19 protein-coding genes are annotated in these 22,904 nt (G+C 62.7%); 6 read left to right on the top strand and 13 right to left on the bottom strand.

What is annotated here, in order from left to right:
• Positions 1-8: 8 nt before the first annotated feature.
• Together AC1D1Z_RS01105 and AC1D1Z_RS01100 are read left to right on the top strand one after the other, a co-directional pair.
• Positions 9-995: a type II secretion system F family protein gene (locus tag AC1D1Z_RS01105; protein WP_047617505.1), complete on the top strand. Its 987-nt coding sequence runs from the start codon at positions 9-11 to the stop codon at positions 993-995.
• A 197-nt stretch (positions 996-1,192) separates the two neighbouring features.
• Positions 1,193-1,825, top strand: coding sequence for a LysE family translocator (locus tag AC1D1Z_RS01100; protein ID WP_131605414.1), 633 nt, complete (start codon positions 1,193-1,195; stop codon positions 1,823-1,825).
• A gap of 49 nt (positions 1,826-1,874) precedes the next feature.
• Here the strand turns inward: AC1D1Z_RS01100 and AC1D1Z_RS01095 are convergent, their stop codons facing one another.
• On the bottom strand, positions 1,875-2,708 hold the full coding sequence (locus AC1D1Z_RS01095; RefSeq protein WP_018244350.1) for a tetratricopeptide repeat protein: 834 nt from the start codon (positions 2,706-2,708) through the stop codon (positions 1,875-1,877).
• A 142-nt stretch (positions 2,709-2,850) separates the two neighbouring features.
• Here AC1D1Z_RS01095 and AC1D1Z_RS01090 point away from each other — a divergent pair, with 142 nt between their 5' ends.
• The 3 genes from AC1D1Z_RS01090 (at position 2,851) to AC1D1Z_RS01080 (ending at position 5,742) form a co-directional block, all read left to right on the top strand.
• The gene (locus AC1D1Z_RS01090) at positions 2,851-4,242 is read left to right on the top strand and encodes a leucyl aminopeptidase (RefSeq protein WP_018244351.1); all 1,392 of its coding nucleotides are present in this window, start codon (positions 2,851-2,853) and stop codon (positions 4,240-4,242) included.
• A gap of 280 nt (positions 4,243-4,522) precedes the next feature.
• A complete protein-coding gene (locus AC1D1Z_RS01085; protein WP_003544522.1) occupies positions 4,523-4,873 on the top strand; it encodes a MarR family transcriptional regulator in 351 nt (116 codons plus the stop codon).
• An 11-nt stretch (positions 4,874-4,884) separates the two neighbouring features.
• Positions 4,885-5,742: a C40 family peptidase gene (locus tag AC1D1Z_RS01080; protein ID WP_018244352.1), complete on the top strand. Its 858-nt coding sequence runs from the start codon at positions 4,885-4,887 to the stop codon at positions 5,740-5,742.
• Here the strand turns inward: AC1D1Z_RS01080 and AC1D1Z_RS01075 are convergent.
• From AC1D1Z_RS01075 to AC1D1Z_RS01020, 12 genes are all read right to left on the bottom strand, one after another.
• Positions 5,735-7,126, bottom strand: a complete 1,392-nt coding sequence (locus AC1D1Z_RS01075) for an amidase (RefSeq protein WP_131605415.1) — start codon at positions 7,124-7,126, stop codon at positions 5,735-5,737. The two genes, AC1D1Z_RS01080 and AC1D1Z_RS01075, sit on opposite strands and share 8 nt — an antisense overlap.
• Before the next feature lie 36 nt (positions 7,127-7,162).
• Positions 7,163-8,026, bottom strand: a complete 864-nt coding sequence (locus tag AC1D1Z_RS01070) for an ABC transporter permease (RefSeq protein ID WP_065276988.1) — start codon at positions 8,024-8,026, stop codon at positions 7,163-7,165.
• A gap of 3 nt (positions 8,027-8,029) precedes the next feature.
• A complete protein-coding gene (locus AC1D1Z_RS01065; protein WP_131605416.1) occupies positions 8,030-8,977 on the bottom strand; it encodes an ABC transporter permease in 948 nt (315 codons plus the stop codon).
• A gap of 107 nt (positions 8,978-9,084) precedes the next feature.
• A complete protein-coding gene (locus AC1D1Z_RS01060; RefSeq protein WP_205928509.1) occupies positions 9,085-10,614 on the bottom strand; it encodes an ABC transporter substrate-binding protein in 1,530 nt (509 codons plus the stop codon).
• 150 nt (positions 10,615-10,764) lie between these two features.
• Positions 10,765-11,685, bottom strand: coding sequence for a LysR family transcriptional regulator (locus AC1D1Z_RS01055; protein ID WP_131605418.1), 921 nt, complete (start codon positions 11,683-11,685; stop codon positions 10,765-10,767).
• Positions 11,686-11,741: 56 nt separating this feature from the next.
• The gene (locus tag AC1D1Z_RS01050; protein WP_131605419.1) at positions 11,742-12,737 is read right to left on the bottom strand and encodes a P1 family peptidase; all 996 of its coding nucleotides are present in this window, start codon (positions 12,735-12,737) and stop codon (positions 11,742-11,744) included.
• Positions 12,738-12,866: 129 nt separating this feature from the next.
• Complete coding sequence (locus tag AC1D1Z_RS01045) at positions 12,867-13,061, bottom strand: hypothetical protein (RefSeq protein WP_003544544.1); 195 nt, start codon at positions 13,059-13,061, stop codon at positions 12,867-12,869.
• Positions 13,062-13,583: 522 nt separating this feature from the next.
• A complete protein-coding gene (locus AC1D1Z_RS01040) occupies positions 13,584-16,511 on the bottom strand; it encodes an aminotransferase (RefSeq protein ID WP_477849205.1) in 2,928 nt (975 codons plus the stop codon).
• A 119-nt stretch (positions 16,512-16,630) separates the two neighbouring features.
• Positions 16,631-17,515, bottom strand: a complete 885-nt coding sequence (gene purU, locus AC1D1Z_RS01035; protein ID WP_018244360.1) for a formyltetrahydrofolate deformylase — start codon at positions 17,513-17,515, stop codon at positions 16,631-16,633.
• Positions 17,516-17,725: 210 nt separating this feature from the next.
• Positions 17,726-18,742 (bottom strand): acyltransferase family protein, encoded by a 1,017-nt coding sequence (locus AC1D1Z_RS01030; protein ID WP_477849202.1) that lies wholly within the window; start codon positions 18,740-18,742, stop codon positions 17,726-17,728.
• 46 nt (positions 18,743-18,788) lie between these two features.
• Complete coding sequence (locus AC1D1Z_RS01025; protein ID WP_131605422.1) at positions 18,789-20,069, bottom strand: hypothetical protein; 1,281 nt, start codon at positions 20,067-20,069, stop codon at positions 18,789-18,791.
• A gap of 2 nt (positions 20,070-20,071) precedes the next feature.
• Complete coding sequence (locus AC1D1Z_RS01020) at positions 20,072-21,121, bottom strand: glycoside hydrolase family 5 protein (protein WP_131605423.1); 1,050 nt, start codon at positions 21,119-21,121, stop codon at positions 20,072-20,074.
• Positions 21,122-21,255: 134 nt separating this feature from the next.
• On the opposite strand from AC1D1Z_RS01020, the gene AC1D1Z_RS01015 reads away from it, so the two are divergent.
• A complete protein-coding gene (locus AC1D1Z_RS01015) occupies positions 21,256-22,869 on the top strand; it encodes a GumC family protein (RefSeq protein WP_477849200.1) in 1,614 nt (537 codons plus the stop codon).
• Positions 22,870-22,904 lie beyond the last annotated feature (35 nt).

Genomic DNA, 22,904 nt, shown 5'->3' with positions numbered 1-22,904 from the left:
GAAGCACCATGTCGCAGGACCTTGCCGCAACGCTGACCAATTCGAGCATGCTGATCGCCGTATTCGTTGCGATCGCCGTCTTCGCCACCTTTTACACGATCGCCATTCCTTTCTTCGAGCGCGGCGATCTCAACAAGCGCATGAAGGCAGTTTCGACTGAGCGCGAGCAGATCCGTGCTCGCGAACGCGCCCGCATGAATATGGAAACCGGCGCTGGCAAGGCCTCGCTCAGGAGCCAGAACAATCGCTCGGTCCGTCAGATCGTCGAGCGCTTCAACCTGCGTAAAGCGCTCGTCGACGACAATACGGTCAACAAGCTGCGTGCCGCAGGGTTTCGCTCGGAGAACGCGCTGAATACCTTCCTCGTGGCGCGTTTCCTGCTGCCCTTCCTTTTCCTGACGCTTGCCGCTGTCTGGGTCTTCGGCCTCGGCAACCTCGCCGGTCGAGGCACGCCCATCCGTCTCTTCGCCATCATCGGCGTCGGTTATCTCGGCTTCTACGCGCCGAACATCTATATCTCGAACCGCATGGGCAAGCGCCAGCACTCGATCAAACGCGCCTGGCCGGATGCGTTGGACCTGATGCTGATCTGCGTCGAATCCGGCATCTCGATCGAGGCCGCGATGCGTCGTGTGTCGGAAGAGCTCGGCGAGCAGTCGCCGGCGCTCGCCGAGGAGATGGTGCTGACCACGGCCGAGCTCTCCTTCCTGCCGGATCGCCGGGTGGCGCTCGAAAATCTTGCAATGCGCACCCAGATCGAGCTGGTGCGCTCGGTGACTCAGGCGCTGATCCAGGCCGATCGCTACGGCACGCCGGTCGCCCAGGCGCTACGCGTTCTCGCCCAGGAAGGACGCGACGAGCGCATGAACGAAGCGGAAAAGAAGGCGGCCGCGCTGCCGCCGAAACTGACGGTGCCGATGATCCTGTTCTTCCTGCCGGTGCTGATCGCCGTCATTCTCGGTCCGGCCGGCATTCAGGTGGCAGACAAGTTCTGACGATTGCGCCGGCGCCGGAAAGCGGATACCGCTTCCGGCAGAGGACGATGTGCATCAAGGACTGTCGGTCCGATCCGCCGTCGGCAAACGCGCGTGACCGCCGCCGGCAGAGCTGGTAAATGGGATGGACGACCATCGCAGCCGCGGATGCAACCGCAGCGCTCTGGCGTTCGTTCAATCCAAAAGAGAGGTTTCCGATGTCTTCTGCGGGCATTTTCGTCAGCATCATGGCAGCCTTGGCGGTCGGCGCGATGAGCCCCGGCCCGAGCTTCGTCGTCGTCTCCAGGATTGCCATCTCGCGTTCGAGGCTGGATGGCCTTGTGGCCGCACTTGGCATGGGCGCCGGCGGTGTCGTTTTTGCCGTACTGGCACTCGCCGGGCTGACGGCGCTGCTGTCGCAGTTCGAATGGCTCTATATCCTGCTGAAGGTCGCAGGCGGCGCCTATCTCGTCTATATCGCCGTCAATATCTGGAGGAGCGCGGGTCAGCCGCTCGAGGTCTCCGACGCCGTCAACGGCAATCGCGCGCCGAGACTGAGCTTCATGACCGCGCTGCTGACCCAGCTCAGCAACCCGAAGACCATCATCGTCTATGCAAGCATCTTTGCCGCACTTTTACCGAGGATGGTGCCGCTCAGTCTCATCGTCGCGCTGCCGCTCGGCGTGTTCGTCGTGGAGGCGGGGTGGTATTCGATCGTGGCCTTCGCCTTTTCGGCCCGCCACCCGCGGCGGCTCTATCTTGCCGCGAAGAGCTGGATCGACCGCACCGCGGGTGCCGTCATGGCCGGCCTCGGCCTTCGGCTCATTCTCGCGGGCGTAAGTGATCGATAGGCTGGCGCGCGAGTGACTTCGGACGCTCTCAGGCTCAGAGGAGATCCCGTCAGTTGGTATTGCTGCCGCCCGCTGCGCCAGGCGTCTTGTCCTTGGCGGCGAGTTTCTGCCAGGAATTCTGCTGCGAGAGCATGCCTCTAAGATAGGCGACATTGGCGTCGGCCTGCTGCGGCGAAAGTTCGCGCCGGGCGATCTGCTCGGCTTCCGGGAATCGTCCCTGAAGGCCGACGACGAGGGCAAGGTTCTGCCTGACACGGCTGTCGGCTGTGGGTTGGCCGGCGGCGGAGCGCAGGTAGGTCTCGGCCGTGCGCAAATCGCCGGTCAGCACATAGGACATGCCGAGGTTGGAAAGGATGGAGGGCTCGTTCGGCTGGATGTCGAGCGCGTCGCGGTAGCGCTGCCTGGCATCGCTTGCCCGGCCCATCTGGTCGAGGATCGCGCCTTGGGCCGAAATCAGCTTCCAGTCCGGACGGTCGGGTGTCTGGGCGCGGCCGATCGTGTCGAGCGCCTGCTGGAACTGGCCGGCCGCAGCCTGCGCCTTGCCGTAGGCGGCCAGCACGTTGCGGTCGCCGGGATTGGCGATGGCCACTTGCTGCATGACGGCGAGCGCCTGGGTGTCGCGGCCGTTCATGCGCAGCAGATTGGCATAATTGACGCCGGTGACGGGATCGCGCGGGTTCTTTTCGTAGGCCTGGCCGAGCCGGTCCGTCGCCGAGCGCAGCTCCGTCGCGTCCATCTCTTCAACCGGCTTGGTGAGCTTCGGCACCGAGCCGGTTGTCATCCGGTCCTTGGTCGTCGAGCAGCCGGCAAGCGCAAGGACGATCAGCGAGGCCGCAGCGCCCTGCAGGATACGATTCGTGAATGTGGTGAGCGAGGCAGGCATGATGCGTTCCTGGATTCCGAAATCGGCGCCTGACCTCGAAGCGGAACAGGGAAAGGTTTGACGCAATCTTCGCTCCAGCAATAGTCTGTTAACCCTAACAGACCGTTAAGGAACGATTCCTTACGACCGCCGAAGGACAATCATGGCCCCCTATCAGTTCATCGAGAGACCGACCCCTTTCAACACGAAGGGTGGTTTGACGCTGCCGATCTTTGCCGTCACGCCTGCCCATATCGAGACCGGCACGATCGATCCGATCGCGCTCGATTGGGCGCGCCGGGCAGGCTACAAGGCCGAAAGTGGGTCGCTGCTGCTGATCCCGACGGCCGAAGGCCATCTCGGCGGCGCGCTTTACGGCCTCGGCACCAATCCATCCGAGCAGCCTTACATCACCGGCCGGCTCGCTCGTGCGCTGCCGGCCGGCGACTGGCACATCGAGACCGCGCCGCTGACGGCAAATCGCCTGGCTCTCGGCTTTGGGCTCGGCAGCTACCGTTTCGACCGTTACAAATCCGAAAAATCGCCGGCGGCGACGCTGATGATCCCCCGTGATGCCGACGCCGCCGACATCAAGCGCCAGCTCGCCGGCGTCTTTCTCGCCCGCGACCTGATCAATACGCCGACGAATGACATGGGGCCGGTACAGCTCGAGGCCGTTTTCCGTGGCCTGGCCGGACATTACAAGGCGGAGATATCGGTTATTACGGGTGACGACCTGCTCAAGCAAAACTTCCCGCTGGTCCATACCGTCGGCCGCGCCAGCGCCGATGCGCCGCGCCTTCTCGAAATGCGCTGGGGCAAGAAGGGCCATCGCAAGGTGACGCTCGTCGGCAAGGGCGTCTGCTTCGACACCGGCGGTCTCGACATCAAGCCTGCCGCCTCCATGCTGCTGATGAAGAAGGACATGGGCGGCGCGGCGAATGTGATGGGGCTTGCTCTGATGATCATGGACGCCAAGCTGAAGGTCGACCTGCGCGTCATCGTCCCCGTCGTCGAAAACGCGATCTCGTCCAATGCCTTCCGGCCCGGCGACATCTATCGGAGCCGCAAGGGCTTGACCGTCCAGATCGACAATACCGACGCCGAAGGCCGTTTGATCCTTGCCGATGCGCTTGCCTATGCGGACGAGGAAGAGCCCGATCTGCTGATTGATATGGCGACGCTGACCGGCGCTGCCCGCGTGGCCCTTGGCCCGGATCTCCCGCCCTTCTTCACCGACGACGCCAATCTGGCGCATGACCTGACCGAAGCGAGCCTGGAAACCGACGATCCGATCTGGCGCCTGCCGCTCTATTCCGGCTACGAAAAGGATATCCGCACCAAGTTCGCCGATCTTACCAATGCCCCTGCCGGCGGCATGGCGGGGGCGATTACCGCAGCCCTCTTCCTCAAGCGTTTCGTCAGCAAGGCGAAGAGTTGGGCGCATTTCGACATTTACGGCTGGGCTCAAGCCGAACGACCACATTCGCCGGGCGGCGGCGAGGCACAGGCGATCCGCGCGCTCTTTCACCATATCCGTGAGAGCTTGCGCTGATGCCATGCTAAAGCGCGTCGCGATCTTTCAGATCCGCTCCTTGCGCTTTAAGTCTTTGTTTTACGCATGTCGTATCGCAAAATCGCTGCACACTTTTGCGCAACATGCTTTAGAAATAAGCGCTGAGGCGCATCGCGTGATCCCTGTTCACGCGCTGCGCCTCGCTGCCGATCGTTAAAATTTTATTCACCCTGCCAGGCGGCAATTTCCAGCGCCCCTTGCATGTGCATGGCAACTACCGGAAAATGGAACGCTAGCGTAACGATCTTCCGGAGGGGCCGTGCCGATCGAACTGACCGCCTCGCAGGCGCTGGGGCTCTGGCATGGCGCGGCGCTCGATCAGGTCCGCCACGACGATCGCGATTTGACGTTGCGCCAGATGGCGATCCTGCTGCATATTTATCTGGTGCCGCCGCCGCACACGGTGCGCGGGCTTGCCGCCACACTTGATGTCACCAAGCCGGTCATCACCCGCGCCTTGGATACGATGGGCGAGATGGGTCTGGTCGACCGCGTGCGTGACGATGCCGACCGGCGCAACGTGATCATCAAGCGCACCGTCGGCGGTGCGCTTTACCTGGAAAAGCTCGGCGATCTCATACGAGATCAGGCCCGCCGGCTGCCGATCTGAAAGGAACGCGAATGACGATGCTCGACCGCCGCCTGCATGCCTACCGGCCTGATCTCGCGGAAGCCGGCCTCGAAGGCAAGGTCGAGGCGTCGCGCTTTGTGAAGGGCGCGCCGGCGCGTGTCGCCGTTCCTGTCCTGGCCGTGCGCCCTGAACCGGACCTTGCCCGCGGCATCGATACGGAACTGCTTCTCGGCGAGGATGTGACGGTTTTCGATCGCGCCAACGGCTGGTGCTGGGTGAAAGCCGCCGCGGACGGTTATGTCGGTTATGTCGCTGCGGACGCGCTCTTAGAAGGCAGGCCGGCGCCGACCCATATCGTCACCGTGCAGCGCAGCTTCGTCTATCCCGAACCGGAACTGCGCAAGCCCCACCAGGCCATCGTGTCGATGGGAAGCCGCGTCTACGTCGCCGGCGAGGCGGAAGCGCGGGGCAATCGCTACGTCGTGCTCGAGGACGGAACGGCGATCTTTGCCAAGCACGTCCAGCCGATCGGCGCTCTCGATGGCGCCGATTACGTGGAGATCGTCGCCCGTTTCCTGGAAACGCCCTACCTCTGGGGCGGACGTTCCGGCCTCGGCATCGATTGCTCCGGCCTCGTCCAGCTGGCGATGCTGATGACGGGCAGAGCTGCGCCGCGCGATACCGACCTGCAGGCAGCAAGCCTCGGCCAGCCGATCGACCGCTCCGAAATCCACCGTGGCGACCTCGTATTCTGGAAGGGCCATGTCGCCGTCTTCGAGGATACGGAAACCATTCTGCACGCCAACGGCCATAGCATGACGGTGGCGCGCGAGAATTTCGCGGCCGCCGTCGAGCGCATCGGCTGGCTCTACGAGCAACCGACCGGCTATCGCCGCCCGATCAGCTGATCGGAGGTCGCGGCCAGGATCTTACTCCGCCGGTCCAGTCCTCGAAGGCTTTCGACAGCCTCAGCACCCGCATGTCGTCGAAACGCGGCCCGACGATCTGCAGGCCGATCGGCATCCCTGATCGGGAGAAACCGCAATTGATCGAGGCGGCCGGCTGCTCCGACATGTTCCACGGCACGGTGAAACCGATATGCTCGAACGGCAGGGCCGGATCGTTGGTCGGCGATGCCCATTCGGCCGGATAGGAGATGATCGGATTGGTCGGCGAAAGCAGGGCGTCGACCTCGGTAAACAGCTGTCCGCAGCTCTTGCGCATCTCGATCGTCTGGTTGAAGCCCCTGACCGCATCGACACCGCTGATGTCGGCGCCGCCCATCGCCCAATCCCTGATATAGGGCAGGATGCTGTCGCGCCTGATGTCGTCGAGCTCGGCGATATCGCCCCAGAACCGAGACCGCCAGAATTTGTCGAGGCCATCCAGCATCGCGCGCGTCAGCACCGGCTGGACTGATACAATGGTCGCACCGGCCTTCTCGAACTGCTGCGCCGCCGCTTCGACCGCGACCCTGATCTCGTCCTCCACCGTAAGCCCGCAGCCGGCATCGAGCATTAGCCCGATCTTCATGCCCGATAGGTCGATGTCGAGATCCATCCAGTTGAAATCGTTCGGCGGCAGACTGGTGCCGTCGCGCCAGTCCGGCCGTGACAGCGTCGCCATCGAAAAGGCCGCGTCCTCGACTGTGCGCGCCATCGGCCCGACGCAGCGCCCGACATAATAGGGATCGGCCGGAATGCGCCCATGGCTCGGCTTGAAGCCGAAGATGCCGGTCCAGCCGGCGGGAAGGCGCACCGAGCCGCCGATATCGGTGCCGATATGCAGCGGTCCGTAGCCGGCCGCCGCCGCTGCGGAAGCCCCGGCGCTCGATCCGCCGGGATTCTGCGCGGTGTTCCAGGGATTGCGGCTGAGAGGATGAAAGCTCGAAAGCCCGGAGGAAAGCATGCCGTAATCGGGGCAGGTCGTCTTGGCGAAGATCACCGCGCCGTCTTCGCGCAGCCGGGCGGCGGCCGGTGCGTCGGCGTCCGCCGGCTTCAGTTCCACTGCCCTCGTGCCGAGCGGCACCGGCTGGCCCTTCGTGGCGATCAGCTCTTTCAGCGTCGCCGGGATGCCGTCGAGGGGGCCCAGCGTTTCTCCCTTGGCCCAGCGCTCCGTCGACGCTTTCGCCTGCGCGCGCGCCGATTCCGGATCGTAGAGGTAGAGTGCCGAAATCGAAGGCTCCCAGGCCGCTATATGGCCTTCGAGGGAAAGCCAGTATTCGAGAGGGGAGAGGCTCCTATCGGCGAAGCGCCGCCTGAGTTCGCGAATGGTAAGGTCGGTTTCGGTCATGGCATGGTCTTTCGGGCTTTTCGTCTTGGGAGGACATCAGCGGCTCGCCTCGCGGGGGTCGAGCAGATCGCGCAAACCGTCGCCGAGCATGTTGAAGCCGAAGACGGTGAGCGCGATGGCAAGGCCGGGCAGGATCGCCAGCCAGGGGGCGAGCGCCAGATAGGTTTGCGCATCGGCAAGCATCCGGCCCCAGGTCGGCGCCGGCGGCGCTATGCCGAGCCCAAGGAAGCTGAGCCCCGCTTCGGTGAGGATCGCCAGCCCCAGCTGGATCGCGCCATGCACGATGATCTGGCTCATGATATTCGGCAGCACATGGCGTAGCGAAATGGTCAGGCGCGTATTGCCGATCGCGCGCGCCGCCGTCACATAGTCGCGGCTCCAAGCCTGCAGCGAGGTCGCGAGTGTGACGCGGGCAAAGACCGGGATCATGAAGACGGCAATCGCGGTGATCGCGGTGAACCGCCCCGGCCCGAGAAAGGCGCCGAGCACCATGGCGGACAGGATCGGCGGCAAGGCGAAGATGACGTCGCAGATGCGCATCAGCAACGCCTCGAAAGGACCGCGGATCGCCGCCGCCGAAATGCCGGCGATCGAGCCGAGCGTCCCGCCGATCGCCACCGCGGTAATGGCGATCGACAGCGAATTCCAGCAGCCTGCCATCAGCATCGAAAGCACATCGCGGCCGAACTGGTCCGTGCCGAGCAGGCCGAAGGCAAGCGGTGGCTGTAATTTGTGGATGATCTGCATTTTCGCCGGCGGCAGCGGCGTCCAGACGAGCGACAGCAGTGCAACGGTGACCAGTAGGCCGATGATGACAGCCCCTGAAATCAGGTTCATTCGCCGGCTAAGTCTAAAGATCCGGCGGCGGCTCATGATTGCGGTGGATACGATCGGTGCCATGCGTCAGGCCGCCTTTCTCATCCTGGGATCAATCGCCAGATAGGAGAGATCGACGATGAAATTCATCACGATGACAAGGCCTGCGAAGAACAGCACGACATCCTGCATGACGATGATGTCGCGCTGGGAGAGCGCCTGCAGCGCGAGCCGCCCGAGGCCGGGCAGGTTGAAGACGTTTTCCACCAGCACCGCGCCGGCGACGAGAAAGGTGAATTGCAGCCCGATCATTGTCAGGATCGGGATCAGCGCATTCGGCACGATATGCCGCCAAAGCACTGCACTGCGTGACAGTCCCTTCGCCACGGCGGTGCGGGCAAAATCCTCATGCATCGTATCGAGCACCGCCGAGCGCGCCACCCGCGTCAACACGCCCGCTTGCGGCATCGCCAGCGCGACGGCGGGCATAACCAGCGCCTGCAATGCCGGCATCAGCCCGGCGCTCCAGCCCGGGAAGCCGCCGGCCGGCATCAGCCCGAGCATCGTCGAAAACAGAATGATCAACAGCAGTGCCACCCAGAAGGCGGGCAAGGCGATGCTGATCTGCGAAAACAGCGTTGCGATGATGTCGAAGACACCGCCGCGGCGCGAGGCGGCCAGCACGCCGAGCGGCAAGGCAATCGCCACAGAAAGCATAATCGCCATCAGCGCCAGCGGCAGCGTCACTGCCAGCCGCTCGACGATCAATCCCGCGACTGGCACGCCATAGGTTAAGGAATTGCCGAGATTGCCGGAGAGCACGCCGGTCAACCATTGCCCGTAACGCAGCAGCAGTGGCTGATCGAGCCCGAGATCGTGGCGTAACGCCGCCAGCGTTTCCGGTGTTGCCGAGGTGCCGAGCATAATCGACGCAGGATCGCCGGGCAGAAGGTCCATGACGGCGAAGATCAGCAGCGAGACGACGACCAGCGTGACGAGAAGGCCGGCGAAGCGGCGGGCGAGGAGTGAGATCATGCGTGCCACACTTTCGATGTGGAACGGGGAGGGCTGCGACCGGCGTCGAACGGCTCGTTATGCGGCTTCCCCTCGTTCATGCCTCTCAATCCGCCTTAACTGTTCGCCTACTCGTCCCAGGAAACGCCGGAGAGCACGTTGGAAGGGATCGGCTCGTTCTCCCACAGCCCCTTCAGCTTCTTGTCCCAGACGCCGAGTTTCGGCATGACGAAGAGGTAGAGCGCCGGCACGTCCTCGGCGAGGATCTTCTGCGCGTCGCCATAGATCGCGTTCTGCGCGGCGGGATCGGTCGTCTCCTGGACCTTCTTCATCAGCGCGTTGAAAGCGGGGTTCTTATAATTGAAATAATAGGGATCGCGGGCATAGATGTCGATGTCGAGCGGTTCGGCATGGGCAACGATCGTCATGTCGAAGTTGCGGTCCTTCATGATGTCCTGGACCCATTTCGCCGGAAATTCGGTCGGCTCGATATTCATCGTTACGCCGATCTCGGCAAACATCGCCTGCATCACCTGGGCGCTGCGCGGCGCATAAGCCATCTGCGGCGATTTGATCGTGAAGGTGAAGCCGTTGGGATAGCCGGCTTCGGCGAGCAACGCCTTCGCCTTCTCGACGTCGTAGGGGAGCACATTGGTCGTGTCCTGATAACCCGGATCGTTCGGCGTGTAGTGGCTGCCGATCGGTGTGCCGAGGCCCGACCATGCGCCGTCGATTACCGTCTTGCGGTCGATCGCCATCATCAGCGCCTGGCGGACGCGTTTGTCGTCGAACGGCTTCTTGGCATTGTTCATGCCGGCAACGACCTTGAGCTCGGTATTGCCGATCTTGGTGACCAGCCTCGCATCGTCGTCGAAAGAACTCATCAGCTCAGGCGCGGCAAATTCCGGAAAGGCATCGAGATCGCCGGATTTCAGCGCAGCCGCCTGCGCCTGCGGATCGGCGATGAAGCGGAAGGTCACCGTGTCGAGCTTGGCGGCCGCATCCTTTTTCCAATAATCGGCATTTTTGGCGAGTTCGACCTTGTCGCCCTTCGCCCAGCTGGCGAATTTGAACGGACCGGTGCCCACTGGCGTCGTCTTGTCGTCGGCAGCCGTCTTCGGTGCGACCATCACCGAGGCTGGCCAGCCGAGCCAGTAGATCAGGCTGCCGGTCGGTGCCGAGAGATGCAGCACCAGCGTTTCGGCATCGGGTGTATCGATCGAGGCGATCGAAGCGAAGAAGCGCTTCTGCGGATTGACGGAATCGGCGCCGCGGGCGCGGTCGAGCGAAAACTTGGCAGCAGTGGCATCGAAGGCCTCGCCGTCATGGAATTTGACGCCAGTCTGTAGCTTGAACGTATAGGTCAGGCCATCGGGAGAGATCTCCCAGCTTTTTGCCAGCTGCGGCTGGATCTTGCCGGCCTGGTCGATCGTCACCAGCCCCTCGAACACGTTCTGCCAGGTCACCTGGCCGATTGCGACCGGTGCTGCGATCGTCGGGTCGAGACCGGTTGGCTCGACGCTCATGCCAAGATTAAGCGTGGTCTTCGCCGCCTCGGCCGGCGTCATTGCCGTCATCACCAGGCCGGCCGAAAGCGCAGCACCGAGCGAAAGCCGCCGGGCGAAACGCGCTGAAGGCGCAAACGAAAGCTTGATCATCATGTTCCCTTATCTGGCCGCGCGTCGATGACGAAGACCTTTTGCGAGGAGAGTGACACTATGCCGGTGCACACACAATGACGATTTTGTGTGCTCAGTGTAGCCGAAAAAGCTACACCGCAAATCCGCGGGCAATGCAAGCGCGAAGCGTCAGTCTTTCGTCTCGGTCCGGCGGTTCGTGCGCTCGCGCATAAACCTCTCGATGAAGTCGAGCAGTTTCGTCGCGGCGAAGGACAGCTGCCGGTCCGGTGCAACGCAGAGATCGACATGGGTGCGGATGCCGGTTTTGCCGGCGAGCGGAATGGCAAGGAGCTGACCCGCTTCGATCTCGCGGCGAACGGTCAGCGCCGGCAGCAGCGTGGCGGCAGCCCCGCTGAGCACAAGTTCCTTCAGCATTTCGAGCGAGCTGGTGACGAAGACGGGATCGAGGCTCAACCCCTCCTTCTCGAACAGCGCGTCGAAAGCCTGGCGGAAGCCGAAGGATTGATCCGGCAGCGCCAATGCGTAGTCGGCGAGTTGCCCGATAGGGATCTCGGTATGCGCGGCGGCCGGATGCTGCGGCGTGACGATGAGATCATAGGCAATCTCGGAGCGCAGCCGCACCCTGGTCCCGGACATCGGTGGCGCAAACAGCGTCACCGCAATATCCGCCTCGGCGCTGTTGACCGCATCGACCGCCTGCCGCGCGCTGGTAATCGTCACGGTAAAACGCAGCTTCGGATATTTCAGGCTGAATTCGGCAAGCGCCGGCGCCAGCAGATTGGCGACGGTCGCCCCATTGGCATAGATGCTGACACGGCCGCGCTGCAGGCCTTTAAGATCTTCGATCAGCTGCTGCACGTGATCGAGTTCGCGCAGCGTCCGGCCGGCGCGGGCGGCAAGCAGTTCGCCGGCGGCCGTCAGCTTGACGCCGCGGGCGCTGCGTTCGACGAGCGGCGCGCCGAAATGATATTCGAGGTTCTCGATCTGCCGGCTGATCGCCGTCGGCGCGACATTGAGGTTCTCGGCCGCCTGGCGCATCGAATTGGTCCTGACCAGCTCGTCGAAATACATCAGCGCCCGGATCTGCATTCACGTCTCTCCGCCATTCGGCATATTAGATCTGTAGAGAGTCTGACCCTATTCAATCAGCCGCTGCTCGGATAGCGGTCGCGCCAGGCCTTTTGCGCGCCCTCAACCGGAAGGGCGGTCGCGGCGTAGACGCCGCGGGCGATCGCCCGCGCCATGACGATGGTCGCGAGGTGGCAAAGCTCCATCAGGCTGGCCATGTCGTCTCTCCGATGCCTGGCCGTCGAAGCGGCAAAGACGGTGTCGCCGTCGAGCGGCAGATGCGCCGGCAGCAGTGCTCGGGCAAGGCCGTCATGGCCGGCGATCGAAAGCCGGTGCGCCTCGACCTTCGTCAGCTGCGCATCGGTCACGACAGCGCCGATCGTCGTTGCCGGCGTGTTCATGCCCTTGAGCCGCATCCGGTGGTCGGCCACATCAGGCATGCCGAGCCCGCCGAATTCCGCATCCTTTTCAAAAGGCGCCGCCCAGAAATGCGGTCCGTCGCCGATCGTTGCGGAGCCCAGCGCATTGACGGCGACGATCGCCGCAACGCGATGCCCGGTGCTGCTGACGGCGCTGGCCGAGCCGAGCCCGCCCTTGACGGTGGCCGTCGTCGCTCCTGTGCCGGCACCTGTCGTGCCGAGCGCGAATGCGCCCTTGGCGGCGGCCGTCAACGCCGCATAGCCCATATCGCGATAGGGCGAGTGAAGGCCCCAATCCTTGTCGCCRCCATTCAGCAGGTCCATCAGAATCGCCTGTGGCACGATCGGAATGCGCAGCGGCCCGACGACAAAACCGCGGCCGAGTTCGCGCAGGCCCGCCTGCACGCCGCCGGCGGCATCCAGCCCGAAGGCCGAGCCGCCGGAGAGCACGAAGGCATCCACGGCATTGACGGTCATCGACGGATCGAGCAGGCCGGTGTCGCGCCCGCCGGGCGCACCGCCGAGCACCGTGCCGGATGCGACGGCCGGTTCGTCGAAGACGATGACCGTGACGCCGGAACCGAGCGCAAGGTCGGTTGCATGGCCGACGGAAACGCCTTCGATGTCGGTGATGAGGTTCAGAAGATCGGGCAAGGGCGGATCCTTATGCGGAAAGGCCGCCGATAGGACTGCAATTGCCCTCAAAAAACAAGACCGGCCCCATTTGGCGGGACCGGTCGGACATCGGGAAAAGCCGCGAATGCCAATAGCGGCCTCATGCCCTCAGGCATGAAGCGGCTTCGGATGACGGCGGGTCATCAGGTCATGGATGGCCAGCCGCACCTCGTCGGGCGAGCCGAAACGCTGCTCGTCGAGGTCGTGGACATGAAATTTCACGGCGATGAACTTCAGCCGGTCTTCATCGGGAATGACGATCCCGACGGGAACGCCTGCATATTCGATAACTTGCTTCTTCATAGATAGAACTCCTGCCGCGCGACATGCGCAGCCATGGCGAATTGACTTGTCTGGTACCGTTGAAAGGAGGACGAACGTCACATTCGACAGTTCGGGCGGGAGAGGGCGCCCGGACGGTCATTGCCAAGCACAGATCGCCCAAGGAGATCGGCGAGAATATCGATGTCTATCATGCTCGTTCCTTGTGTTGGCGTTGCACTTGAGAGGTCCCGGGAGAGCCCGGGGCCGGTGATGGCTGTCTTCAATAATCTACTATCTTGGTAGAGATTACCCGATAGCCTGTCGGAAACATATTCCGAAACGTGTCAAAATATCGACGATCCGAAAAAATTCATTCCGTCGCAGCCCGAACTTACAGAAAGAAACATATCAGTCCTTCGTTAAATTCGCATGACAGAATCGGAAGTTCGATCGATCACAGCGGCAGACATAGGAAGCCTTGCTGTATCAGGCAATGGCCCGTTTCATTAAAAATCGCCATGCCTCGAAATGACCGATTTGGTTAATGCTGGAAGCCCCGTGTCACCAGCCTTCTTCGAGCACCTTCTCCAGCATGTCCGCGAAAAAATCTGCGCTGTCGATGCTGAGGCAGAGCGGCGGTTTGATCTTCAGCACATTTTGGTGATCGCCGGTCGGCTGCATGATGACGCCGAGTTCGAGAAGCCGGTCGCAGATTGCAGCCGTCTCTTCCGTCGCCGGCTCCAGCGTCGTTCTGTCGCGGACGAATTCGAGGCCGAGATAGAGGCCCATGCCGTGCACGGCGCCCGCAATCGGATGACGGTCGATCAGCGCGGCGAGCCGCGCCTTCAGATGATCGCCGACTGTCCGGGCATTTTCCTGCAGCTTTTCCTCGGCCATGATGTCGAGCACCGCCATGCCGGCGATGCAGCTGACGGGGCTGCCGCCTGTGGAGGAAAAGAAAGAGCCCTCCTTCTCCAGCGATTGCGCAATCTCCCGCGTGGTGATGACGGCGCCGAGCGGATGGCCGTTGCCCATGCCCTTGGCGACGGTGATGATATCAGGCACGACCCCTTGCTGCTCGAAGCCCCAGAAATAATGTCCGAGCCTGGAATAACCGACCTGCACCTCATCGGCGATGCAGAGGCCGCCGCGAGCGCGTACCTGCGCGTAGATTTCCCTGAGATAACCGTCCGGCAGCGGAATGCCGCCGGCATTGCCGTAGACCGATTCGGCGATGAAGCCCGCAAGGCCTTCGCCCGCAGCATCAATTGCCTCCAGCACCGGCGTCGCCATGCCGAGATAATCCGCTGCCGTATCGGGACCACGGAAGTCGCCGCGATAGGTGTTCGGCGAAACGACGGTATGCACCCAGTCCGGCCGGGTGGTCGGTGCCTGCGGATTGTCGGCGATCGAGGTGGAGACGGCGTCGCTCGCCGCCGACCAGCCATGATAGGCTTCGAGCAGGCAGAGCATTTTGCGCGCGCCGCTATGGGCTTGCGCCAGCCGAAGCGCCAGATCATTCGCCTCCGAGCCGCTGTTGACCAGGAAGACCGCGTCGAGCCCGTCCGGCGACAGGGCGGCGAGGCGTTCGGAAAATTCCGTGATCGCGGCATAGTGGAAGCGCGAATTCGTGTTGAGCCGCAGCCATTGGGCGTGGATCGCTGCCGCGAACCTGGGATGGCCATGGCCGAGAATGGTGACGTTGTTGACCATGTCGAGATAGGCGCGGCCCTCGACATCGAACAGATGCTCTCGCCAGCCGCGCTCGATCTGCGGCGCCGCCGCGTAATAGTTCTTCTGCGGCCTTGCGAGATGCGCCTGCCGCCTGGCGAGCAGTTCGGCGGCATCAGATCTCGGTGCATCGGCTTCCGGGCTGAGAAGGAGCGAGGGTGAGGGGCAGAGCGCCGACCAGGCCGCGGCCGTGCGCGGCGTGGCAAAAAGCGGCGGTTCGAGACCTGCGACGCTGCAAAGCTGGACGCGCAGCCCGCCGAGCGACRCAGCCTCTCCGAAAACCGCGCCGAGCGGATCGCCGGCGGCCACCTCAGCTCCATCCTCGACCGAGAGATCGAGCCCATCGAGATGCAGGGTCATGCTGTCGCTGGCAAGCGTCAGATGCTGGTCCTTCCAGCCGATGCGACCGGCAAAGGGTGCAGCAATCGCGTTGCCTGCCGCGAGGCAAATGTCGATATGCAGGGCGCTGGTTGCCTGTCCCGTCGCATTTCCCAAGCTCGCGCGGGAAAGCCGATATTCGCCATAGCGCGTCGCTGCGATGCCGTTTTCCGTTGCCACGCGGGCAAGCAGCCGCCAGTCCATGTCGGTATTCAGCCAGTTGCCGGCAGAAAAATGCGGGCTCCGCACCCCAAGATCGACAAAGGCGATCCCGGCGGGATCGATGTCCGGCAGCAACGGCAGCCATCCCGATGTTTCCGGGGCGGCAACGTCTGCGCCGGCCGCCTTGAGGATCGCGGCTTCCATCAGTTCGAAGGGAACGGACATCGCCGTATCGAAGATCGCCCGCTCGTGCTTGAGATTGCCGCGGACATAGTCATTATCGGGATCGACCGAAATCTGCTGCTCGCTGCTGGCGACGAGAATGACCGCGCGCGCGACGGTCAACGGCCAGAGCGCCTTCAGTTCCTCCTCGGTCAGCGGGTAGATCGCCTGATAGGCGGTGACGGCTGGCAGGATATAAAAAGGGTCGCCATCCGCCTGATGCAGCAGCGAAGCGCATGTGACGGCGAGGTCGCCGACCAGCCAGCCGCGGATGATGTCGCCGAAATCGATCACCCCGTCGGGGATCGTATGGCCACGGACGTCGCGGTGGCCGACGACATTGTCGCCRGTGACGTCATGATGCACGGCCTGCAGCCGAAGCGATGGCGCCAACGGCTGGATGCGGCGAATGGCCATCACCATGGTCTTGGCGATCCGGTCGCGCGCCGCACTGTCGGTGATCGCGGACAGCAGCTGCACCGCGACCGGCCCGGCGCGCCTGAGATCCCATTGCAGGCTGCGGTCGAGACCAGGATGGTTGAAATCGGCAAGCGCCAGCGCCAGCCTGGCGCAGAGCGCGCCGAGGGCCGCAACGGAGGCCGGCGCCAGATAGGTCAGCTCCGTCAGCCCCTGGCCTTCGAGATATTCCAGCAGCCGGACCTGATAGCCCTGCCCGCGCACGGTCAGGACGACGATCTCCCGCCCGTCATTGGTGGGGATCACCTGCGGAACGCGCGGCGCATCTTGCCGGCTTTTGAGGTGACGGATCGCCGCATTCTGCGCTTCGAGCTCGCGGGTCTCGTAGGCTGCATGGCAGATCTTCAGGACGTAGCGGCCACGATCGTTATCGACGCGATAGTTTCGATCCTGCTGGCTGCCGAGTTCGGTAAGCGTGCCGGAGAGGCTGTAATGAGCAAGGAGGATCTCTTCCGCGTCGCTAGCGGTGACGTCGGGACGCGGCAGCGCCATGCGATCAACAAGCGCCTCGTCGGTCATGACACCCCTCCGCAGCATGATTCGATTACCTATTGAACGAGATAATCAAGTACTTGCCGCCGGCAGGCAACGGGAGATTGTCATTCGCCAGCAAAAGAGATGCAGGGTCTATGCGGCGCTCAACCCATGCGTTCGGAAGCGTAGCCGCCGGGGCTTGCCGGAAAGACCACGGTGCGGTTGCCGTTCAGGAACGTGCGGTGATGGATATGGGCGTGGATGGCACGGGCCAGCACCTGGCTTTCGACGTCGCGGCCGATCGAGACATAGTCGTCGGGCGACTGTGCATGGGTGATGCGCGCCGTGTCCTGCTCGATGATCGGGCCTTCGTCGAGATCGGCGGTGACGTAGTGCGCCGTCGCCCCGATCAGCTTCACGCCGCGGCCGTAGGCCTGCTTGTAAGGATTGGCGCCCTTGAAACTCGGCAGGAAGGAATGGTGGATGTTGATGATCCGGCCAGACATTTTCTGGCACATCGCATCCGAAAGCACCTGCATGTAACGGGCGAGAACGATCAGCTCCGTACCCGTCTGTTCGACGATATCCATGATCTGGCCTTCGGCCTGCAGTTTGTTCTCCTTCGTCACCTTGATGTGGTGGAAGGGGATGTCGTGGTTGACCACGACCTTCTGGTAGTCGAAATGGTTGGAGACGACGCCGACGATATCGATCGGCAGCGCGCCGATCTTCCAGCGGTAGAGCAGGTCGTTGAGGCAATGGCCGAACCGCGACACCATCAGCAGCACCTTCATGCGGGCGTTGCCGTCATGGATCTCGGCATCCATGGCGAACCGCTTGGAGATCGGCTCGAAGCCTTCCTTGAGTTCGGCAAGGGGCACGCCTTCCTCGGAGATGAAGCTCACCCGCGTGAAGAACTTGCCGGTATCGAGATCGTCGAACTGGGAACTATCGACGATGTTGCAGCCCTTGTCTGCCAGATAGCTCGAAATCGCCGCGACGATGCCGCGTGTCGATTTGCAGGATACCGTCAATACGTAACTTGTCATGTCTTTCCCTCTCCAAGGCCGCCGCCGTGCTTAGATCAAAGCCCGGGCCGCGAATAGGCCGGCGCACTTTCATTCATGCGACAAATTGCAAGAGAAACCATCACGTTTCTGCAAGTTCTCTCATTTGCCAAGTCTGAAGCTTAGGAGAAGTTGCGCGAAAAACTGTACCGTCAGCGCCGCTTGGATGCGTATTCTCGCCTTCGACGCGCTTTAGGCCGGCGGCCGGCTCGCCACGGCCGCTTTCCGGCGAGGCGTCGTGATCTCATGGATAATTGCGCCGCCGATCGACGAGAGCACCAGCGAGAGGATGACGAAGAGCACGGGCTGCTGCAGGATGCCGATCGGCAGCCGATCGGCGGYGACCCTGAGAAAAGCCAGCGTGAAGGCGTGGGTGATATAGATGCTGTAGGAGCAGTCGCCGAGATAGTTCAGCCATCCCACAACCGGCAGCCTGGAAAAATCGATGGAGACGGCGCCGTACATGATGAAGATCGCCGGAATACCCCAGGCGTAGAACCGGCTTTCCGGCGGCATCAGCGCCTCGTTGATGAAGAGAAAGGCGGAGCCCATGGCAAGGGCTGCCCAAGCCCAGCGGTTCGGTAGCAGGACCTTCTGTCCGTATAGCCAGCCGAGCACGACACCGGCGAGAAACTCCAGCATGATCGGCTCGCGGTAGAACCGGGTCACAGTCGTTTCCGGCAGCAGCCGGCAGGTGATCAGGATAACGGCAAAGACGGCAAACATCGCGGGGATGCGGCGAACTTCCTGCAGCGGCAGCAGAAGCGCAAAGACCAAGTAGAAGAACATTTCGTAATTCAGCGTCCATCCCGGAACGACCACCGGCGTGATCGTGCTGGGATCGGCGGGATTGGCCCATGGCAGGAACAACAGCGAGGCGATGAGATGCGGCAGGTCGAACACCGTCGATTTCAACAATGACGGGGCCACCAGCGCCACAGTCGCCGAAAACAGCGTCGCCAGCCAGTAGAGCGGCACGATCCTTTTGATGCGCCGCCGGGCGAAATCGACCGGGCTCATCGCGCGTCCGCTCGTCGTCAGCCACATCACGAAACCGCTCAGGACGAAGAAGATGTCGACGCCGGTTTCGCCATAGATGAAGGCGGTGGCGTCGACCGCGGGATTGACCTTGGCAAGCTGCAATATCGCGTGGAAATAGACGACCATCAGCGCCGCGATGGCACGCAGATATTGAAGCTGGACAAGCATCGAGCGTCTTGCTCCCTCGGGCTCGCGCGGACAGGCGCCGCTGCGGTCAACTCAATACATCTGCCGGACGACCCTGCCGGATGCGCGGGCTGTCGTGGAAGCGCACATATCCGACGACGAACCATAGGAGACCGGCGATCTTCATCGAGAAGACCGCGGTTCCCCCGATCATCATATTCAGAAAAATGAAAAGAGAAAGTGAATGGGCGCAGCGCCGCTGCGCCGCCGTGCGCCCGGCGGGAAAGAGGCAGACGAACAGCCACAAGGCGATGACGCCGAAGATCGTCGCCGCGTAGATCAGGTAGACATAGCCGCTGTCGGCGAATTCGGCGACCCGGTCGACCGAAAGTCCAAGGATGGCAAGCGGATCGAGCTCCATGATCTTCTTCATCGTCAGGTTGATGCGGCCGGTGAAATTGTCGCCCGTCGCATTGGGTTTCATCACGTAGACGAGGAAGCCGGCGGCGACGATCAGCGGCATCAGCGCCAGATTGAAATTCTTCGGGATCTTCGGAAAGACGAAGTAGCCCACGATGCACGCAAAGCAGAAGATCAGCATCGTGCGCGTGTCGTTCGTCACCAGGATCAGCACGGCCGTGCTGATCATCAGCAACCGGTCCCAGCGGCCAAGCCTCTCCCACATCGAGATCAGGTAGACCGCGATCACGCCGCAGAAATTGGCCAGCGACACCTGTTCGAGGAAGATCGAGGAGGAACGATGGTCGATGATGCCGAAGGAGAAGCGCTCGGGAAAGCCGAGCGCGTTCTGGAAGAGGCCCGTCGTGTTGTAGCTCAGCGGCAGCAGCCCGCGCGTATTGGCGAAATAATCGGACGGGTGGACGATGCTGACATAGAACGGCACGCTGATGATCTCGAAGATCAGGAAGATCATGACGGCAAGACTTGCCCAGCGAAAGGCGAGCTTCATCGTTTTCTCGTTGCTCCAGCCGCCGAGCCCGGTAAAGCAGAAGATGATCAGCACGTTGCGGAAATGATCGATGAACAGCATGCGGTTGAGCACGCTGACATAGATGGTCACGATGAGCGTGAACAGCAGGAACAGGAAGGCCGGCAGGTCGGTCTCGTAGATCCCCTTGTGCAGGATGTAGATGATGGCGCTCGCCATGATCAGGCCTTCGCTGACGGCGACATGCGTCATCGAAAGCGGCACGATGTTGTGGTTGATGAAGGCCAGAATGCCGTTGTAGAGCACGGAGAGCAGGCCGAGCCAGAGCACCGTATGATCGGTGCGTGATGCCTCGCCGGCAGCATCGAGCCGGTTGCCGGCTACAGTGAATGTCGCTGTCCTGTGATCGGCGACTGCCATGCTCATTTCCCCGCAGGCTTGACGGCGGAGCAATTGCCGGCATCGGTTTTTGCCGCCTCGGCAAGAAGCCGCATCTGCGGCCGCTCGGGGCCCTTGCGCGGCTGGACGTTGAAGGGCTCGTCCGCCGGCCACCATTCGCCGGCCGCCCAGTAGGACCAGCCGAGCCAGACGTCGCTATTATCAGTCATGGTGGCGTAGATTTCGGTCAATCCGCTCATGCAGTCCTTGTCGGCGGAGGCGCCGAATTCACCGAGAAAGCCGCGCTTGTGGTTCCGCTTCAGCCAGGCGGTGACCCCGGCGATCGCCTCGACCGCAGCAGTCGAGCCTTCGCAGGTCGGATGGGTGCCGGAGGAATCGGCATCGAGATATTGGTGAACCTCATAGGCGTAGAAATCGAGTGGATCGCGCACGCCGAGCATCACCGTGCCGTTCGCGCCGCCGATCACATCCTTTTCCCAGCTTGACGCGCCGCTCCAGGCAGTGCCCGGCACCAGGATGAGGTTGCGCGCGCCGACGGCGCGGATGCTGCGGATCGCCGCATTGGCGGCATCCAGCCAGTCGGTCGCCTTGATGTCGTGCGGTTCGTTCATCAGGCCGAAGAGAACACCGTCCTGATTGGCGAATTCAACGGCGAGCCTTGCCCAGAAATCCCCGAAGGCGGCATCCGTTGCCGGCGCCGTGCCGACCTGGGTCTTGTCGTAATAGCCGAAATTATGCGGGTCGAGCAGAACCGCCATGCCGTGTTTGCGAATGAGGCCGATGGTATCCTTGAGCCGCTTGAGCTCGTCCTCGTCGAGTCGCCCGCCGAGTGCGGACTGCAGCCGCTCCCAGCGGAAGGGCAGTCGGATGATCGTCATGCCCTTTTTGGCGAAATAGCTGATCGTGTCTTCGCCGGGATAGGTATAGTTGGTGCCATAGATGCCGCCGCGCTCGCCATATTCGCCGCCGGACAAATTGACGCCGCGGTAGCACGGGGCCTCAGCCGCAGGGACCGGCGACGGGGTGAGAGCGACCGCAAGCAGCAGCGCTGTCAGATGTCGTGTCGTCCTCATGGCCATCCTCGCTATCGCGGCAATCGCAACGTCGGCGTCGCTGAAGTTATTTTAACGGTCCGTTAGCTAAGAATTTCTAAAGTATCAGCACCTCGGCTTCAGTCTTTCACGCTGGGCGGGACACGAGTGCGCGTATGAACCAGTATGACAGGAACAGGGTAAGCCGGCTCCCTGGCTGGCGCAGTTTTGAGCCATCTCAGACTGCGCCGGAAGGCGTGCGCATGCGCAGTCCCGTCATCCGCCCGGATGATTTCGTCCGGCCGTCGCCCGAACCCGCTTCGCCCCCTTTCGTGCCGCCGGAAAATACTGCGGAAACCCGCCAGTATGAGCGTCCGGCACCTCCGCCGCCGCTTCCAAAACAACCTGTCGTCGACGCGCCGGCGAACGCAGCATCCGCGCCTGCCGCACCACTTCTCGACCTCCGCTCGAGTATCGCCGCGATCTGGAGCCGACGGCTGATCGTGCTGGGCCTGGCGCTTCTCGGAGCTGTGGCAGGCGGGGCGGTGGCGCCGCGCATCGCCCAGAAATTCACCGCCGTCAGCAGCCTCTATTTCGACCCGCGCCAGATCGGCCTTGCCGATACCGGCGCGCAATCTTCGGGTCCCTCGCCGGAAATGATCTCGGCGCTGATCGATAGCCAGGTGCAGATCCTGACCTCGGGCAATGTGCTGCGGCGCGTCGCTGAAGCCATGAAGCTCGACCAGGATCCCGAATTCACCGGCGGCCGCACGGATGGCGCCGCCGTGATCGGCACTCTGCAGAAGGCGCTGGTCATCACCCGTGAGGCCAGCACCTATGTCGTCTCGCTTGCCGCCACGACCAATGATCCCGAAAAATCCGCAAGGCTTGCCAACCAGGTCGTCACCTCCTTCACCGAGGAAGAGAACAGCGCCTCGAACGGCATTTACGAAAATACCTCCTCGACGCTCGACGGACGCCTCAACGACCTGCGCCAGAAGGTGCTGGAGGCCGAGCAGGCTGTCGAAACCTTCCGCGCCGACAACGACATGGCCGCGACAGAAGGTAACCTGATTTCCGATCAGCGGCTCGTGTCGCTGAACACGATGCTGGTGACGGCACAGGAAAAGACCATCCAGGCGAAGGCGCGCGCCGATGCCGTCGCCACTCTCCGCGTCGAGGACATCGTCGCCGGCAACCAGGCGGAGGGCGGCGTCACCTCGCCGCTCGTCAGTCTGCGTCAGCAATATGCCACCCAGGCCGCCGCCGTCGGCAGCCTCGAAAGCCAGATGGGCACGCGTCATCCGCGCCTGCAGGCGGCCCGCTCCTCGCTGCAGAGCATATCAGGCGAAATCAAGGGCGAATTGCAGCGTCTCGCCACCTCGGCAAGGGGCGAATACGAGCAGGCCAAGGCCGCCGAGGACAGCATCGCCAAGGAACTTGCCGTGCAGAAGGCGCTGCAGGCGAGTACCTCCGACAAGCAGGTGGAATTGAACGAATTGCAGCGCAAGGCGACGGCGGCGCGCGATATTTACGAGACGGTGCTGAAACGCTCCGGCCAGACGAGCGAGGAACAGAACTTCAACCAGAGTAACATTCGCGTCATTTCGCCGGCCGAGCCGCCGGTCAAGGGAGACGGTCCCGGAAAGACGATTCTATTGGTTGCCGGCGTCATCGGCGGTTTTCTCGCGGGTTTCGTCATCGGCGCCGGTTTTGCGATCCTCGCCGGTCTCTTCGGCCATCCCGTCATCAGAAATTATTTCAGGAAGTCCCCCGCTGCGGCCGCTTGATGACGGTCGCCGGTTTTCCTACATCGGAAGAGCGG

This window comes from Rhizobium sp. P1_E1, assembly GCF_056406015.1.
Note: the sequence above shows the minus strand (reverse complement) of the source record. Positions and strands in the feature narration are given on the sequence as shown.